This window comes from Streptomyces sp. NPDC096205, assembly GCF_044763135.1.
Lineage (GTDB): Bacteria > Actinomycetota > Actinomycetes > Streptomycetales > Streptomycetaceae > Streptomyces.
Window position 1 is genome coordinate 323,715 of record NZ_JBIWFS010000003.1, and the last position, 16,579, is coordinate 340,293.

12 protein-coding genes are annotated in these 16,579 nt (G+C 72.9%); 9 read left to right on the top strand and 3 right to left on the bottom strand.

Annotated features, from left to right (window positions below):
- Window positions 1–31 precede the first annotated feature (31 nt).
- The 4 genes from ACIQ6Y_RS13795 to ACIQ6Y_RS13810 all read left to right on the top strand — a co-directional run bounded on the left by ACIQ6Y_RS13795 (window position 32) and on the right by ACIQ6Y_RS13810 (window position 6,317).
- Window positions 32–1,591, top strand: a complete 1,560-nt coding sequence (locus ACIQ6Y_RS13795) for an FAD-dependent monooxygenase (RefSeq protein ID WP_404037085.1) — start codon at window positions 32–34, stop codon at window positions 1,589–1,591.
- A gap of 164 nt (window positions 1,592–1,755) precedes the next feature.
- Window positions 1,756–2,586, top strand: a complete 831-nt coding sequence (locus ACIQ6Y_RS13800) for a hypothetical protein (RefSeq protein ID WP_404037088.1) — start codon at window positions 1,756–1,758, stop codon at window positions 2,584–2,586.
- A gap of 73 nt (window positions 2,587–2,659) precedes the next feature.
- The gene (locus tag ACIQ6Y_RS13805) at window positions 2,660–5,764 is read left to right on the top strand and encodes an amino acid adenylation domain-containing protein (RefSeq protein WP_404037091.1); all 3,105 of its coding nucleotides are present in this window, start codon (window positions 2,660–2,662) and stop codon (window positions 5,762–5,764) included.
- A gap of 121 nt (window positions 5,765–5,885) precedes the next feature.
- Window positions 5,886–6,317, top strand: a complete 432-nt coding sequence (locus ACIQ6Y_RS13810) for a cobalamin B12-binding domain-containing protein (RefSeq protein ID WP_404038323.1) — start codon at window positions 5,886–5,888, stop codon at window positions 6,315–6,317.
- Here ACIQ6Y_RS13810 and ccrA read toward each other — a convergent pair.
- The gene (gene ccrA / locus ACIQ6Y_RS13815) at window positions 6,295–7,632 is read right to left on the bottom strand and encodes a crotonyl-CoA carboxylase/reductase (protein ID WP_404038325.1); all 1,338 of its coding nucleotides are present in this window, start codon (window positions 7,630–7,632) and stop codon (window positions 6,295–6,297) included. The genes ACIQ6Y_RS13810 and ccrA overlap by 23 nt on opposite strands.
- Before the next feature lie 163 nt (window positions 7,633–7,795).
- On the bottom strand, window positions 7,796–9,370 hold the full coding sequence (locus ACIQ6Y_RS13820) for an acyl-CoA carboxylase subunit beta (RefSeq protein ID WP_404037094.1): 1,575 nt from the start codon (window positions 9,368–9,370) through the stop codon (window positions 7,796–7,798).
- A gap of 210 nt (window positions 9,371–9,580) precedes the next feature.
- Here ACIQ6Y_RS13820 and ACIQ6Y_RS13825 point away from each other — a divergent pair, with 210 nt between their 5' ends.
- From ACIQ6Y_RS13825 to ACIQ6Y_RS13845, 5 genes are all read left to right on the top strand, one after another.
- Entirely contained in the window at window positions 9,581–11,167 is a 1,587-nt protein-coding gene (locus ACIQ6Y_RS13825) for a 3-hydroxyacyl-CoA dehydrogenase NAD-binding domain-containing protein (protein WP_404037096.1), read from the top strand.
- A gap of 192 nt (window positions 11,168–11,359) precedes the next feature.
- On the top strand, window positions 11,360–12,052 hold the full coding sequence (locus ACIQ6Y_RS13830) for a 4'-phosphopantetheinyl transferase (protein WP_404038328.1): 693 nt from the start codon (window positions 11,360–11,362) through the stop codon (window positions 12,050–12,052).
- A 146-nt stretch (window positions 12,053–12,198) separates the two neighbouring features.
- Window positions 12,199–13,689: a DUF2252 domain-containing protein gene (locus ACIQ6Y_RS13835; RefSeq protein ID WP_404037099.1), complete on the top strand. Its 1,491-nt coding sequence runs from the start codon at window positions 12,199–12,201 to the stop codon at window positions 13,687–13,689.
- Window positions 13,690–13,803: 114 nt separating this feature from the next.
- The gene (locus ACIQ6Y_RS13840; RefSeq protein WP_404037102.1) at window positions 13,804–14,655 is read left to right on the top strand and encodes a hypothetical protein; all 852 of its coding nucleotides are present in this window, start codon (window positions 13,804–13,806) and stop codon (window positions 14,653–14,655) included.
- A gap of 44 nt (window positions 14,656–14,699) precedes the next feature.
- A complete protein-coding gene (locus ACIQ6Y_RS13845) occupies window positions 14,700–15,029 on the top strand; it encodes a rhodanese-like domain-containing protein (RefSeq protein ID WP_404038331.1) in 330 nt (109 codons plus the stop codon).
- Window positions 15,030–15,356: 327 nt separating this feature from the next.
- On the opposite strand, the gene ACIQ6Y_RS13850 is transcribed toward ACIQ6Y_RS13845, so the two are convergent.
- Window positions 15,357–16,496 carry an acyl-CoA dehydrogenase family protein gene (locus ACIQ6Y_RS13850; RefSeq protein WP_404037105.1) on the bottom strand — a complete coding sequence of 380 codons (1,140 nt, stop codon included), beginning with the start codon at window positions 16,494–16,496 and terminating at the stop codon, window positions 15,357–15,359.
- Between the last annotated feature and the right edge of the window lie 83 nt (window positions 16,497–16,579).

Genomic DNA, 16,579 nt, shown 5'->3' on the forward strand with positions numbered 1-16,579 from the left:
CCCTTCCAGTCCCCCGAGTGCCATGAGTCCCATGAGTTCGTTGCGTCGGCCCACGGAATGCGAGGTGCTGATCGCGGGCGCCGGCCCGACCGGTCTGGCGCTGGCCTGCGATCTGGCCCGGCGGGGGGTTTCCTGCCGCATCGTGGACAAGCTGCCCGGCCTGCGCCCCGGCTCCCGCGGCAAGGGGCTCCAGCCGCGCACCCTGGAGATCCTGGAGGACCTCGGGGTGATCGGCGAGATCCTGGCGCACAGCGGCCCCTACCTGCCCTTCCGCGGCTACGACGGTGACCGGGCCATCGGCGGCTGGTCCTGGTTCGACCAGGTCAGGCCCCGCCCGGACACGCCGTATCCGAGCCTGCGGATGGTGCCCCAGTACGCCACGGAACGTATTTTGTGCGACCGGCTCGAGGCGCTCGGCGTCCGGGTGGAACACGGGGTCGAGATCGTGGACCTGCGGCAGGACCCCGACGGGGTGTCCGTCGTGCTGCGCGCGGACGCGGGGGCGGAGGAGAGCGTGCGGTGCGCGTATCTCGTGGGGGCGGACGGCGCTCACAGCCGGGTGCGCGCGGCGGCGGGTGTCGGGTTCCGCGGCGAGACGGACGGCGACCGGCGCGTCCTCGTCGGGGACATCGCGGTGGAGGGCCTGGACCGCGAGCACACGCACGCGTGGCCGGACGCGGCCGGCGGGCCGGTGGCGTTCTTCCCGCTGCCCGGCACCGAGGAGTTCTGCTTCTTCGCGGGTCTCGCCCCGGGCGAGGACGTCACCCTGACCGCGGGCGGCGTGGCCGGGCTCGTCGCGGCCCGGACCGGGCGGGCGGACATCCGGCCGCACTCGCCGAGCTGGCTGTCGGTGTACACCTTCAACGTGCGCATGGCCGAGCGTTTCCGGACCGGCCGGGTGTTCCTGGCGGGCGACGCCGCCCATGTGCATCCGCCGGCGGGCGGGCAGGGCGTGAACACCGGCATCCAGGACGCGTTCAACCTCGGCTGGAAGCTGGGCGCCGTCCTGCGCGGCGCCCCCGAGGGGCTGCTGGACTCCTACGAGGAGGAGCGGCTGCCGGTCGCCGCGCGGGTGCTGGAACTGAGCAGCCGGCTCCAGACCGCCGCCGCCCGGGAGAACCTGCGCTTCCGGCAGCCGGGCCGGGAGACCCACCAGCTCCAGCTGAACTACCGTGACAGCGCGCTGTCGTGGGACCGCCGTACGGCCGCGGGGCCGCTGCGTGCCGGTGACCGGGCGCCCGACGCGGTGTGCCGGGACCCGTACGGCGCGCGGGTGCGGCTCTTCGACGCGCTGCGCGGCCCGCAGGCGACCGTGCTGGCCTTCGGGCTCGACGACACCGGCGTACGGCAGGAACTGCTGCCGCCGGGCGCGGCCGTGCGTACCGTGATCCATCCCGAGGTCGACGCGAGCCCCGCCGGGGCGCGGGCCGTGCTGGTGGACGCGGACAGCAGTGTGCACACCGCCTACGGCGTCGCCAAGGGCGATGTGGCGGTCATCAGGCCGGACGGTTACATCGGGCTGCTCGCGGACAGGAGGAACCTGTCCGACGTGCGGCCTTATCTGGCGCGGATCTCGCCCGTGCCGGCCTGAATTCCTTGGCACGGCCCGGCCATTACCGGGGCGGGGAGCGCCTGAGGCAGCCCCTAGGGGCCGATAGGGGGTCGGTGGGGGTTAATTCGACAGGTTTGGCTCACTACATTTTTCTGGCGGAGTGACAAGACTCCAACATTCCGCAAGGGAAATGAGGAGAAATCATGAGTGGGCTCAAGACCTGGGACGAACTCCGCTCCGGAATTTCCGGCGAGGTCGTGCTCGCCGTCGACTTCCCCGCCACCGGGCGCGCGGAGGCCGACTTCAACGCGCTGGCGCCGCTGCTGGCCACCGACCACGCGGTGTGGCGGACGCTGGTGGAGCCCAACGGCCTGCTGCGGGACGTCGCCGTCGAGGAGTACATCGAGCCGTGGCTCGACGAGGTGCGCGGCAGCGGGCTGAAGGTGCGGGCCGTCCTCGGCTTCTGCGTCGGCGGCGTCTACGCGTCCGTCCTGGCCGAGCGGATCGGCCAGTGGCAGGGCGAGGAGCCGAAGGTGCTGCTGTTCGACCCCGAACTGGTCAACGCCGAGACGGTGTTCTGGCAGTTCTACAAGATGGTCGGCAGCATGTCCCAGGTGCTCGCCCCGGACGAGGCGGCGCAGCTCCAGGCCGCCGGCCGTACGGCGTTCGAGGCGAACGGCGAGAACGTCCAGCAGCTCACGGCGACCCTGTACGACCTGTTCGAGCAGGCCGCCGCCGCGGCGTTCGCCCGCATGGGCCTGGGCCCGGCGTTCGCGCAGGACCTTCTCGACCTCGTCGGCTCCTTCATGTCGTACCTGTCGATCGCCGAGCCGGTCGAGGCGCTGCCGCTGTGGCGCCGGGCCGTCGCCCTGTGCTCCGCGAGCCAGGAGAGCGGCCTGAACCGGGTGCGCGACTCCTTCCTCCTGCCCGAGGCCGAACTCGTCGCCGAGGAGATCGTCTTCGCCTCCGCCCACTCGGAGATGCTGCGCGACCCCGAGGTCGCGCGGGGCACCGACCGGCTGATCAACGACTGACCCTCGGTCCAGCCCCCACACGATCCCCCCACCACGATCCCCCACGCGACCACCCAACAGAACGGACGGGGAAATGCCGACGCCGACCGCCGCCACCAGCAAGGAGAAGTCTCTCTGGCTGCTGGAGGACCTTGTCCCCGGTACCGGGGTGAACAACCTTTCCGTCGCCTTCCACACCGAGGGCCGGCTCGACCTGGAGGCCGTGCGGCGCACCGTCGACTGGCTCGCCCGCCGGCACCGTGTGCTGCGCACCGTCTTCCACGGCGACGGACTCGCCCTCACCAAGGAGATCCGCCCGGCGGACGCCTTCCGGGTCGAGGTGGAGAGCCTCGACTCCGCCGAGGCCGATGTGCTGCCCGGCCTGACGGCGTTCGTCGCGCGGCCCTTCCAGCGGGACGGCGGCCCGCTGTGGCGGGCCCGGCACCTGCGGCGCGCCGACGGCGACGTGCTCTGCCTGGCGCTGCACCACTCCGTCTTCGACGGCATGTCCACCACCATCCTGCGCGACGACTTCGCCACGGCGTACGACGCGTTCGCCGCGGGCGAGGAACTGCCCGAGGAGCTCACCACCGAGCAGCCCCTGCTGCCCGAGAGCACCCCGTCCGAGAAGAGCCGCGCCTTCTGGCAGCGCCAGCTGGACGGCTTCGACCCCTCCACCCTCACCCTCGGCTGCGACAAGCCGGCGCCCGCCCAGGTCACCCTGGCCGGCGACCAGGTCACCCGACGGCTGTCCGAGGAGGCCACTGCCGTCGTCAAGCGCATGCAGCGCGAACTGCGCGCCCCCGAGGCCGTGGTGCTCCTCGCCGCCTACTACGTCCTGCTCGCCGCGCACGGCACCGGCCGCGACCTCACCGTGGGCTCCCCGCTGAGCATCCGCGGCCGGGACGAGCAGCGCGCGATCGGCTACCACATCAACGTCCTGACGCTGCGGGCCGACGTCGACCCGCAGCGCAGCTTCCGCGACCTGGTCGTCCAGGTCCGCCGCAACTTCCTGGAGGCCGTCGGCCACGCCGACCTGCCCGTCGACGACCTGCTGGAGCTGGTGCCCAGGGCCGGCGCCGAGTGGCGCAACCAGCTCTTCCGCCATGTCTTCAACTACATCCCGGACAGCGCGGACACCGAGTTCAAGCTGGGCGGCGAACGCGCCCGCCTGCTGATGGTCGAGAACGGCTCCAGCAAGTTCGACCTCGAGTTCTTCGTCACCGCCTCCGCGCAGGCCCTCCAGGTCCGCGCCGCGTACTACGTCGACGCCATCGACCGCAGTGACGTGGAGCTGCTGCTCGAGCGCTACGACGACCTGCTGCGGGCGCTCGCCGCCGACCCGGACAGCCCGCTGGCCGGCATCCCGGTGTGGAGCGAGCGCGACCTGGCCGTCATCGAGGCCGCGAACGCCACCGACCGTCCCCTCGCCGACGACGCCACTGTCCTACGCGCGATCGCGGAGCGGGTCGACCGCACCCCGGACGCGCCGGCCGTCGTCGACGGCGACCGGCAGCTCAGCTACGCGCAGCTGTGGCGAACCGCCCTCGACAACCGGGACCGGCTGCGCGCGGTGGGCGCGGGGCCGGGCTCCGTCGTCGCCCTGCTGAGCCGGCGCGGCCCCGAACTGGCCGCCGCCGTCCTCGGCATCTGGCTTGCCGAGGCCACCTATCTGCCGCTCGACCCCGACCACCCGGAACAGCGCATCGCCTACCAGCTGTCCGACTCGGCCGCCTCGGTCGTCATCGCCGACCCCGGGGTGCAGGTCCCGGACGCCGCGGCCCGGGTGACCCTGACCCCCGCCCCGGCGGACTCCGCGGATGCCACGGGCACCGATGCCGTGGCCGACGTGCCCGCCGTGGACCCGCTGTCCTGCGCCTACCTCATCTACACCTCCGGCTCCACCGGCCGGCCCAAGGGCACCCGGCTGCACCACCGCGGGCTGGTCAACCTCGTCGACCACTTCGCCGGCGAACTCGCCGCCGGAGCCGACGACTCCACGCTGTGGATGACGACCTTCAGCTTCGACATCTCCGCGCTGGAGCTGTTCCTGCCGCTCACCACGGGCGGCCGGCTGGTCGTGGCCCCGGACGACGCCCGCACCGACGGCGGCCGGCTGCTGCAGGTGCTGCGCCGGCACAAGGTGACCATCGCCCAGGCCACCCCCACCAGCTGGCGGCTGATCGTCGCCGAGGCGGGGGCGTCCCTGGCCGGGGTGCGGGTGCTGTGCGGCGGCGAACCGCTGCCGGCCACGCTCGCCCGGGAACTCGTCGCCGTCGGCGCGGACCTGCGCAATGTGTACGGCCCCACCGAGACGACCATCTGGTCCACCTCGGGCCGGGTGACCAGCGCGGACACCGGCCGCATCCGGGTCGGCTCGCCGATCGCCAACACCCGCGTGTTCCTCCTCGGCCCCGACGGCCGGGAGCTGCCGATCGGTCTCGGCGGCGAGCTGTGCATCGGCGGCGTGGGCGTGGCGATGGGCTACCACGAGCGGCCCGAGCTGACCGCGGAACGCTTCATCGACCATCCCGTCCACGGCCGCTCCTACCGTACGGGCGACCTGGCCCGCTGGCTGCCGGACGGCACACTGGAGGTGCTCGGACGCATGGACCGTCAGGTGAAGCTGCGCGGCAATCGCATCGAGCTCGGCGAGGTCGAGTCGGTCCTCACGGCCCACCCGGGCGTCGCCGCCGCGGCCGTGGTCGTCGTGGGCGATCCCTCGGCGGACGGGGCGCTCGTCGCGTTCGTCGTCGCCCCCGAGGGAGAGGCCGTGCGGGACGGGCTGTGGGAGCACGCCCGGACCCTGCTGCCCGGCTCCGCCGCCCCCCAGGACTTCGTCCTCGTCGACGCCTTCCCCACCACGGGCAACGACAAGACCGACTACCCGGCGCTGACCCGGCAGGCCGAGGAGCGCAGGCTCCACGACCGCCGCACCGCCGCGGGCCGCACCGACGCGGCCACGGGTGACGCCCTGGTCGACGAACTCGTCGCCCTGTGGGGCGACCTGCTCGCCACGCCCACGGCCGGCGCCGACACCCACTTCTTCACCTCCGGCGGCCACTCGCTGCTCGGGGCGCAGCTCCTCCAGCGCGTCGAGGAGTCGACGGGCACCCGGCTGAAGCTGGCCGACCTGTTCGCCCACCCCACTCCCGTCCAGCTCGCCGCCCGACTGCGCGGCACGGCCGTCGCGGACTGAGCGGCATCCCAGGCACCACCTTCGGCCCATCGGCGGGCGGACCCGGCAACGGGCCCGCCCGCCGCGGGCGTTGCGAGCCCTTTCACCACCGGAGACGAGAATCAAGGGAGAGGAAGAGATGATGACAACGACCGAGCGCATCCGCGTGATGGTGGCGAAGCCCGGCCTGGACGGCCATGACCGCGGGGCAAAAGTGATCGCCCGCGCCTTGCGGGACGCGGGCGTCGAGGTCGTCTACACCGGCCTGCACCTGACGCCGCGCCAGATCGTCGACGCGGCGTTGCAGGAGGACGTGCACGGCATCGGACTGTCGATCCTGTCCGGGGCGCACCTGACCCTGTTCGCGGAGGTGCTCGCGCTGCTGCGCGAGGCCGATGCCGAGGACATCACGGTGTTCGGCGGCGGCATCGTCCCGGACGCGGACATCCCGGTGCTGCGGGACCTCGGTGTGGCCGCCGTCTTCACGCCCGGGACGCCCACGCGGGACATCGTCGCCTGGGTGGCCGGCCATGTGGGGCCGGCCCTTGCCGCTACGCCGTCCGGAAGCGGTTGATGGCGTCGAGGTGCTGGGCGCGCATCTCCTGGTCGCGGACGCCGAGGCCTTCCTCGGGGGCGAGGCAGAGGACGCCGACCTTGCCCTGGTGGGCGTTGCGGTGGACGTCGTGGGCGGCCTGGCCGGTCTCTTCCAGCGAGTACGTCTTCGACAGCGTGGGGTGGATCTTGCCCTTGGCGATGAGGCGGTTGGCTTCCCAGGCCTCGCGGTAGTTCGCGAAGTGGGAGCCGATGATCCGCTTCAGGGACATCCACAGGTAGCGGTTGTCGTACTCGTGCATGTAGCCGGAGGTGGAGGCGCAGGTGGTGATGGTGCCGCCCTTGCGGGTGACGTAGACGGAAGCGCCGAAGGTCTCGCGGCCGGGGTGCTCGAAGACGATGTCGATGTCCTCGCCGCCGGTGAGTTCGCGGATGCGCTTGCCGAAGCGCTTCCACTCCTTGGGGTCCTGGGTGTGCTCGTCCTTCCAGAACTTGTAGCCCTCGGCGTTGCGGTCGATGATCGCCTCGGCGCCCATGGAGCGGCAGATGTCGGCCTTCTGGTCGCTGGAGACGACGCAGATGGGGTTGGCGCCGCCGGCGAGGGCGAACTGGGTGGCGTAGGAGCCGAGTCCGCCGCTGGCGCCCCAGATCAGGACGTTGTCGCCCTGCTTCATGCCGGCGCCGTTGCGGGAGACGAGCTGGCGGTAGGCGGTGGAGTTGACCAGGCCGGGGGCGGCGGCCTCCTCCCAGCTGAGGTGGCCGGGCTTGGGCATCAGCTGGTTGGACTTGACCAGCGCGATCTCGGCGAGACCGCCGAAGTTCGTCTCGAAGCCCCAGATGCGCTGCTCGGGGTCGAGCATGGTGTCGTTGTGGCCGTCGCTCGATTCCAGCTCGACGGACAGACAGTGCGCGACGACCTCGTCGCCGGGCTGCCAGGCGTTCACGCCGGGGCCGGTGCGCAGGACGACGCCCGCGAGGTCGGAGCCGATGATGTGGTACGGCAGGTCGTGCCGCTTGGCCAGCTCGTTCGTGCGGCCGTAACGCTCCAGGAACCCGAAGGTCGGCAGCGGCTCGAAGAGGGCGCTCCATACGGTGTTGTAGTTGACGGAGGAGGCCATCACGGCCACCAGGGCCTCACCCGGACCGAGTTCGGGCAGGGGGACCTCCTCCAGATGGAGCGACTTGCGCGGGTCCTTGTCCCTGCCGGTCATCCCCGCGAACATCTCGGTGTCCTCGCGGTGCAGCACGACGGCTCGGCAGGACTCGGGGAGCGGCAGGGCGGCGAGGTCGGCGGACGTGCTGTCCGGCGACTGGATCGCGGCGAGGATGTCCGTCATGGTCACGGTGGTGTCTCCTGTGGGTGGGGCGAGGGGCGTCGGCTACGCGGCTGAGTGCAGTGCCCTCAGGGGCGCGGGGAACTGCGCGACCAGCCACGGACTGCCGGTGGTCGCGAACGGCGAGAACCACGAACGGCGCGTGGGCGGGTTTCGTCGCCGGCGTTCACTGCGGCTGGTTGCCGTGTTTGCGGCCTGGCAGCGGCGCGTGCTTCGCGCGCAGCATCTCCAGGGCCGTGATGAGCCGGATGCGGGTCTCGCCGGGGTCGATGACGTCGTCGACGAGGCCGCGTTCGGCCGCGTAGTAGGGGTGCATCAGCTCCGCCTGGTACTCCTTGATCTTCTGCGCCCGGGTCGCCTCGGGGTCGTCGGAGGCGTTGATCTCCCGGCGGAAGACGACGTTGGCGGCGCCCTCCGCGCCCATCACGGCGATCTCGTTGCCCGGCCAGGCGAAGGAGAGGTCGGCACCGATGGACCGGGAGTCCATGACGATGTACGCCCCGCCGTAGGCCTTGCGCAGGATCACCTGCACGCGCGGAACGGTCGCGTTGCAGTAGGCGTACAGCAGCTTCGCCCCGTGCCGGATGACCCCGCCGTGCTCCTGGTCCACGCCGGGCAGGAAGCCGGGCACGTCCACGAGCGTGACCAGCGGGATGCTGAAGGCGTCGCAGGTCTGCACGAACCGTGCCGCCTTTTCCGAGGCGTGGATGTCGAGCACTCCCGCCAGCGAGGACGGCTGGTTGGCGACGATCCCGACCACCTGGCCGTCGAGGCGGGCGAGGCAGCACAGCACGTTCGTGGCCCAGCGCTCGTGGACCTCGACGTAGTCGCCGTCGTCGACGATCTCCTCGATCACCGCCCGCATGTCGTACGACCGGTTCGGATCGGCCGGTACGAGGTCCAGCAGCGAGTCGGTGCGCCGCTCGGGCGAGTCGCCGGAGGGCACGGACGGCGGCAGCTCCCGGTTGTTCGACGGCAGCAGCGACAGCAGATAGCGGATGTCCTCCAGGCAGCTCTCCTCGTCGTCGTGGCTGAAGGCGGCCACACCCGAGGTGGTGGCGTGCACATCGGCTCCGCCCAGGCCGTCCTGGGTGATCTCCTCGCCCGTCACGGCCTGGACGACGTCGGGGCCGGTGATGAACATCTGCGAGGTGCCGCGCACCATGAACACGAAGTCGGTGAGGGCCGGCGAGTAGGCGGCGCCGCCGGCGCAGGGGCCCATCACGGCGCTGATCTGCGGGATGACCCCCGAACAGCGCACATTGCGGCGGAAGATGCCGCCGTAGCCGGCGAGCGCGGTGACGCCCTCCTGGATGCGCGCGCCGGCCCCGTCGCAGAGCCCGACGATGGGCGCCCCGGCCGCCTCGGCCATGTCCATGATCTTGTGGATCTTCTGGGCGTGGGCCTCGCCGAGTGCGCCGCCGAAGATCCGGAAGTCATGGGCGTAGACGAAGACGGTGCGTCCGTGCACCTGCCCCCAGCCGGTGACCACGCCGTCGGTGTGGGGCTTTTTGTGCTCGAGGCCGAAGCCGGTCGCGCGGTGCCGCCGGAAACCCTCGACCTCGGAGAAGGTGCCCTTGTCGAACAGCAGGTCGATGCGTTCGCGGGCCGTCAGCTTGCCCCGGGCGTGCTGTGCGGCGGTGGCCTTGTCGCCGGGTCCCTGGAGTATCTCGGCCCGCAGGGCGGTCAGTTCGGCCGTCCGCTCGTGCGCGGTGGCCGTAGCCGTCTGTGGTGGCGTCATGGCCCACGAACGTAGTTCGGGGTGGGGGACGGCCGTATCCCCTATCCGACCCCGCTGGGCCCCTGAAACCTCACGGCCGTAGCCCTACGTCTGTACAGCTGTCCCTTCCGTCCTGAACCGTGGAGCCCGACGACGGCCCGGCAGGGGGCCGCCGCGTGCGAACCGGGACGAGCCGGAAAGGCCGGTGAGGACCGGAAGAGGGGGACTGTCATGTCGCGACGACCTGCGGTGATCGGCGTCTACGGCCTGCTCGGGCTGGGCGAGGCGCTGATCGAGCTGCTGACCGGTGCCGGCCACGAGGTGCTGGCCACCGACCCGGATCCCGAGGTCGTCGAGCGGCTGAAGGAGCGCCTGGACCTGCGGCTCACCCGGGGCGGCGACGCCACGAAGCTCACCCTGACCGCCGACACCGTCCCGTTCGACCGCGCCGACCTGGTCGTCGAGGCGGTGGCCGACACCTACCAGGAGAAGACCGCCGCCCTGCGCGTCCTCGCCGAGGCCTGCGCCCCGCAGGCCGTGCTGTGCACGACGTCCCAGCAGTGTGCACTGCCGCGGCTGGCCGCCTCCTCCGGACGGCCCGCCAGGACGCTGGGGCTGCGCTGCGCCACCCCGCTCACCCACGGCACGGGTCTCGAACTGGTCACCCTGCCCGCCGCCGACGAGGACGCCGTCTGCCTCGCACGCACTTGGGTCACCGGGCTCGGCGGCAGCGACGAGGCGGTCCCGCACCGGACCGTGCGGGCCGCGTCCGCGCTGATCGCCGACCTCACGGCCCGGGCGGCCGGCCTGGAGGCCGAGGGATACGCCACCGCCGACGACATCGACACGGCGATGCGGCTGGGCTGCGGCCTGCCCATCGGCGTGCTCGCGCTGCGGAACATGAAGTGGCCGGACACCGCCGTACGGCGCCAGCGGACCGCCGCGCGGTTCGCCCTGCCCGAGCCCCGGCGCCGTATCGGGAAGGTCGGCGTCGTCGGGTCGGGCACCATGGCCCGCGGCATCGCGGAGGCCGTCACGCTGGCCGGCCATCCGGTCACGCTCGTGGCCCGTGCCGAGGACCGGGCGGAGCGTGCCGCCGAGGCCGTCGCGGTGGCGCTGACGGCCGGGGTGCGCCGCGGCAAGGTCTCCCCGCAGGAACGCGTCGACGCGCTCGGCCGGCTCGGGACGGCCACCCGCTTCGACGCGCTCGCCGACTGCGACCTGGTGATCGAGGCGGTCGCCGAGGACCAGATGCTGAAACTGAAGGTCTTCGCCGAGCTGGACAGCGTCTGCCGGCCCGACACCGTGCTCGCCACCACCACCTCCAGCCTCTCCGTGACCCTGTGCGGCGAACTGACCCGCCGTCCGGAGAACGTCGTCGGACTGCACTTCTTCAACCCCGTACGGGCCATGAAGCTCGTCGAGGTGGTCCACACCGGGTCGACCTCGTCCGACACGCTCGCCACGGCCCAGGGCTTCTGCGAGGGCCTCGGCAAGACCCCGCTGCGCTGCGGGGACCGGCCCGGGTTCATCGTCAACCACCTGCTCTTCCCCTACCTCAACGCGGCCGTCAGGCTGGTGGAGTCGGGCGAGGCGGAGCCCCGCGAGCTGGACCGGGCCATCGTCCGCGGCTACGGCTTCCCCCTCGGACCGCTGGCCCTGCTCGACGTGATCGGCCTTGATGTGGCACTGGCCATCCAGCAGAGTTTGCACGAGGCGCACCGCCGTCCCCATCTGCTGCCGGCCCCGCTGCTGCGGGAGTTGGCCGCGGCGGGCCGGCTGGGACGCAAGACGGGCGGCGGCTTCTACGCGTACTGACCTGCAACGCCGGTTCACACGGGGGGACTTCGGGACATGACGGGCATCGGTGCGAACGGCATCACGGCGTCGGGCGTGGTGTCGGGTGGTGGTGCGGCGTCGGGCGTGGTGTCGGGTGGTGGTGCGGCGTCGGGCGTGGTGTCGGGTGGTGGTGCGGCGTCGGCTGCGGTGGAGAGCGGCGCGGCGGCGGGCCTGCTGGGCGGGTTGCTGCCCGCCGGGACGGAGGTCTGCGAGCTGTTCGCCGACCCCGACGACGTCACCTCGGCCCTGTATCCGGAAGAGGCCGCCCTGGTGGCGGGCGCGGTGGACAAGCGCCGGCGTGAGTTCGCCGCGGTGCGCCTGTGCGCGCGTACGGCCCTGGCGCGGCTCGGCGTCGCGCCCGCGCCGATCCTGCCCGGGGAGCGCGGGGCGCCGGGCTGGCCGGACGGCATCGTCGGAAGCATGACCCACTGCGACGGGTATCGCGGTGCGGTGGTGGCGCGCAGCTCGTCGGTCGTCTCGATCGGCGTGGACGCGGAACCCGACGGCCCGCTCCCCGAGGGGATCGAGGAGTCGGTGATGCTGCCCGAGGAACGGGCCACGCTGGCCCGGCTCGCGGCGCACCGCCCGGACATCTCCTGGGACCGGCTGATGTTCAGCGCCAAGGAGAGCGTCTACAAGGCGTGGTTCCCGCTGACGGGCCGCTGGCTGGACTTCAGCGAGTGCGTCATCGACTTCGACGCGGACCGGGGCACCCTCACGGGGACCCTCCTCGTGCCCGGCCCGGTCGTGGACGGGGAGCGGATCGGGCGCTTCAGCGGTCGTTGGGGGGTCCGGGGCGGGGCCCAGGGGCAGGGGCAGGGGCAGGGGCATGTGGCGACGGTGGTGGCGGTGACGCCCCGGTAGGGGGAAGCCGTGCGGGCCGGTGGCCGGGGCGGTGTACGGGTCGGCGGCCGCTGCGCCGTACGGGTCGCGGAGTTGTCCACAGTGCGGGAGTTGTCCACAGGGGCCTGACGTGTTTCGGCCACCGGCTGTACGGTCGGCACGCATTGATGTTCGGGTCGTGCGTGTGCGTACGGGTGAGTGCGGGGGAGGCGGTCGACGTGACCGAGGCCGGTGCGGGGCGGCGGCTGCCGCGGGTGCGGGGGTTCGCCGAGTGGCCCGAGGCGGGGTCGTCCGAGGTGCAGGGCAAGGCGCAGGGCAAGGCGCAGGGCAAGGCGCAGGGCAAGGCGCTGCGGGGCAGCGTGCCGCGTTCCGCGCACGCCGCCCTCGACCTGGACGCCTCCCGGCCCGATGCGGTGAGCGCGGTGGAGGAGTCCGGCCGCGGCCGCATCCCCGAGCTGACGCCGATCAGGGTCGGCAGAATGGCGGCCACGCCGTTCGCCTTCCTGCGCGGCTCGGCGGGCCTGATGGCCCACGATCTGGCCCGTACGCCGATCACCGGCATCCGCGCCCAGATCTGCGGTGACGCCCACGCGGCGAACTTCGGGCTGTACGGCGATGCCCGCGGCGACCTGGTCATCGACCTGAACGACTTCGACGAGACGGTCGTCGGCCCCTGGGAGTGGGACCTCAAGCGGCTCGCCGCCTCGCTGGTGCTCGCGGGCCGGGAGGCCGGCGCCGACGAGGACACCTGCCGCGCGGCGGCCCGGGACGCGGCCGGCGCCTACCGCCGCACCATGCGGCTGCTGGCCAGGCTGCCGGTGCTCGACGCGTGGAACGCCATCACGGACGAGGAGCTCGTCTCCCACACCGACGCCCACGACCTGCTCGGCACGCTGGAGCGGGTCATGGAGAAGGCCCGCGCCAACACCAGCGGGCGGTTCGCGGCGAAGTCCACCGAGCCGACGCCGGACGGCGGGCGCCGCTTCCAGGACGCCCCGCCGGTACTGCGCCGGGTCCCGGACCAGGAGGCGGCCGCGGTCGCGGCGTCCCTGGAGGACTACCTCGGCACGCTCTCCGAGGACCGTCTGCCGCTGCTCGCGCGGTACGCGGTGCAGGACGTGGCGTTCCGCATAGTCGGCACCGGCAGCGTGGGCACCCGCTCGTACGTCGTGCTGCTGCTCGACCATCGCGGGGAGTCCCTGGTCCTCCAGGTGAAGGAGGCCCGCCCCTCGGCGCTGCTGCCGCATCTGGCCACGGCCGGCCTGGAGGTGCCGGAGGTGGCGCACGAGGGCCGCCGGGTGGTGCTCGGGCAGAAGCGGATGCAGGTCGTCAGCGACATCCTGCTGGGCTGGACCACCGTCGACGGGCGGGACTTCCAGGTGCGGCAGTTCCGTAACCGCAAGGGCAGCGTCGACCCGGCCGCGCTCGCCGCCGACCAGGTCGACGACTACGCCCGGATGACCGGCGCGCTCCTGGCCCGCGCCCACGCCCACAGCGCCGACCCCCGGCTGATCTCCGGCTACTGCGGCAAGAACGAGGAGCTGGACGAGGCGATGGCCGCGTTCGCCGTCGCCTACGCCGACCGCACCGAGGCGGATCACGCGGAGCTGGTCGCCGGGGTGCGGGCGGGGCGCATCGCCGCGGAGGCGGGGGTGTGAGGGCTCACGTGAGCCTGGGGGCCTGGCGGACCTGACGACTGTGTGAGGGCTTGTGGTGCTCGGGGCGGATTTCGTGGTTCCGGAGGTCGTGGAGGCGTGGCCTACGCTGGTCGGGTGACGAGCCCGGATGCTGAACAGGGTGGTGGCGCGGCCGGTGGGACCGGCGCGGCGCCTGATGGCGGTGCCTCCACGGAGACGCCCGAGGAGCGGCTGGATCGGGCCGTGCGGGCGGCCGAGCAGGCGCTGATCGAGTTCGAGATCGCGGTGGAGACCTTCCGTATCGAGGTCGACAACTTCTCCCGGCTCCATCACCAGCGGCTCGGCCCGGTGTACGCCCGGCTCGAGGAGCTGGACGCGCTGATAGCCGAGGCCCGCGCGGTCCGCACCGGCGACCCCGAGGACGTCCGCCGGGCGCAGGAGCTGCGCGGCCGGGTGCTGCCCATGCCCAGCGTCGAGGAGCTGTTCCACGGCTGGATGGACAGCGACGGGCTGTTCCCGGAGGCCGTGGCCATGCTCACCGACCAGCCCGTGCAGCCCCCGCCGCGGGTGCGCCCCAGCGAGGAGGCCCGCAAGCTCTACCGCGAGCTGGCCCGCAAGGCCCATCCCGACCTCGCCCAGGAGGACGAGGAGCGCAAGCGGCGCGAGGAGTTCATCAGCCGCGTCAACGTCGCCTACGCCCGCGGCGACGAGGCCCAGCTGCGCGAGCTGGCGCGGGAGTGGGCGGCCGGCCCCGCTCCGGCGGAGCGCGGCCCGAGCCGCAGCGAGGAGCTGTACGCCCGCCTCGACTGGCTGGCCCGCCGCAAGGAGATGCTCGCGGTGGTGGCGCGGGAGCTGGAGGAGGGCGCGATCGGCTCGATGCTCCGGCTCGCCCCGGACGACCCCGACCGGCTGCTGGAGGAGATCGCCGAGCAACTGCTGGCGCAGGTCGCCCAGCGCGAGGCGGAACTGGCCGAGCTGCAGGGTTAGGGCTGCGGTCGGGTAGCGTCGGAGGCATGAGTTTCGGAGCTGGAGTGCCCACGGTCGGGGTCACCGACCTCAAGGACGACGACTTCCTGCTGGACGTCCGCGAACAGGACGAGTGGCAGGCCGGCCACGCCGAGGGTGCGCTGCACATCCCCATCAGCGAGTTCGTCGCCCGCTACGGCGAGCTGACCGAGGCCGCGCCGCAGGACGGCCGGGTCCATGTGATCTGCCGCTCCGGCGGGCGTTCGGCCCAGGTCACCATGTATCTGGTGCAGCAGGGCATCGACGCGGTGAACGTCGACGGTGGCATGCAGGTGTGGGAGGCCGCGGGACGCCCCGTGGTCACGGACGAGGGCCGGCCGGGCTTCGTCCTCTGAGCAGCGCTGAGCGTGCGGCCGGCGGCAGGGCGGTGAGCCCGGTGTCGGCCGTACGAGTCTCGTGCTCGGCCGCGCGGCGCCTCAGCTGTTGAGCGGGGGTCGGCCGTGCGGGGTCCCAGCTGTTGAGCAGGTGTCGGCCGGGCGGGTCTCAGTGTCGGTCGTGCGGTGTCTCAGCCGTTGCGCCGGTGTCGGCCTTGCGGCGCCTCAGCTGCTGGGCCGGTGTCGGCCGGGCGGGTCTCAGTGTCAGCCGTGCGGCGCCTCAGCCGCTGAGCCGGTGTCGCCCGCGCGGCGCCTCAGCCGCTGAGCCGGTGTCGCCCGCGCGGCGCCTCAGCCGCTGAGCGGGTGCGCCGCCAGCAGCTCGCCGAGGGTTTCCTCGTGGGCCGCGGCCGGGCCGAGGGACAGTTCCAGGTGCTTGGCCCAGGCGTGGTACCGGTGCAGCGGGTAGTCGACGTCGGCGCCGAACCCGCCGTGCAGATGCTGTGCTGTCTGGACCACGCGCCGTACGCCCTCCGCCGCCCAGATCTTGGCGACGGCCACATCGCCGCGCAGGGGCAGCGCGCCCGGCGCTCCCGAGCCGAACCGCCAGGCCGCCTGCCACAGCGTGACCTCCATGGCCCGCAGATCGATGTAGCGGTCGGCGGCCTGCACGGCGACCGCCTGGAACGTGGCGAGCGGATGCCCGAACTGCTCCCGCCTGCCGGTGTACTCCGCCGTCATCCGCAGCACCCGCTCACCGAGCCCCAGCGCCAGCGCGCACGTCCCCGTGGCCAGCAGCTCGCGCAGCCATTCCCACGCCCCGTCCGCCTCGACGACGCACCGGTCGGCGAGGCGGGCCGACTCCAGGCGCAGCTCGCCCAGCCGTTCGCCGGTGGTGGAGATCTGCTCGGCGAGAGCGGTGCCCGGGTGCCCGCGCGGGACCAGGGCGAGCACAGCGCGATCGCCGTCGGTGTGCGCGGGCACGAGGACATGGTCGGCGTCGAACGCCCAGGGCACGGCCGTCTGTACGCCGTCCAGCACCCACCCCTGCGCCCCGTCCCGGCGAGCGGTCACGGCCCGCTCGGCCGGATCGTGCCCGGTACGGCCGTGTGCGGCGACGGTCAGCACGACCTCGCCCCGGCCGGTCGCGGCGAGCAGCCCGGACGTCAACTCCGGGGTGCCATAAGCCTGGAGGGCGGCGGCCGCCGCGCAGCTCTCCAGCAGCGGCACCCGCGCAAGCGCCTTCGTGGACTCGCGCAGCACCAGGCACAGCGCGACCGCGTCCAGTCCGGCCCCGCCGTACTCCGCGCCGAGCAGCAGACTCAGCAGATCCGCCTCGGCGAGCCGGGACCACAGCGCCCGGTCGAAGCCCTCGGCGACCGCACCGCGGGTGAGCGCGGGGCTCGGCACGGCGTCGGGCACGACATCGGCGAACACCCCGCGTGCCGCCTCGGCGGCCGCCTGCTGCTCCTCGGTGAAGGTGAAGTCCACGGTCCTGTCCTTCCGCCGCCTGCGCCGATCCGGCCGGGGCGCCGGATCTGACGGGGCGTCAAGATAGAACAGGTTCTAGGAGA

What these genes read in the sequence shown, in the direction of transcription:
- ACIQ6Y_RS13800 (WP_404037088.1), top strand. Translation starts at nt 1,756, where the DNA reads ATGAGTGGGCTCAAGACCTGGGACGAACTCCGCTCCGGAATTTCCGGC.
- ACIQ6Y_RS13795 (WP_404037085.1), top strand. Translation starts at nt 32, where the DNA reads ATGAGTTCGTTGCGTCGGCCCACGGAATGCGAGGTGCTGATCGCGGGC.
- ccrA (WP_404038325.1), bottom strand. Translation starts at nt 7,632, where the DNA reads ATGACGGACATCCTCGCCGCGATCCAGTCGCCGGACAGCACGTCCGCC.
- ACIQ6Y_RS13810 (WP_404038323.1), top strand. Translation starts at nt 5,886, where the DNA reads ATGACAACGACCGAGCGCATCCGCGTGATGGTGGCGAAGCCCGGCCTG.
- ACIQ6Y_RS13825 (WP_404037096.1), top strand. Translation starts at nt 9,581, where the DNA reads ATGTCGCGACGACCTGCGGTGATCGGCGTCTACGGCCTGCTCGGGCTG.
- ACIQ6Y_RS13820 (WP_404037094.1), bottom strand. Translation starts at nt 9,370, where the DNA reads ATGACGCCACCACAGACGGCTACGGCCACCGCGCACGAGCGGACGGCC.
- ACIQ6Y_RS13835 (WP_404037099.1), top strand. Translation starts at nt 12,199, where the DNA reads ATGTTCGGGTCGTGCGTGTGCGTACGGGTGAGTGCGGGGGAGGCGGTC.
- ACIQ6Y_RS13805 (WP_404037091.1), top strand. Translation starts at nt 2,660, where the DNA reads ATGCCGACGCCGACCGCCGCCACCAGCAAGGAGAAGTCTCTCTGGCTG.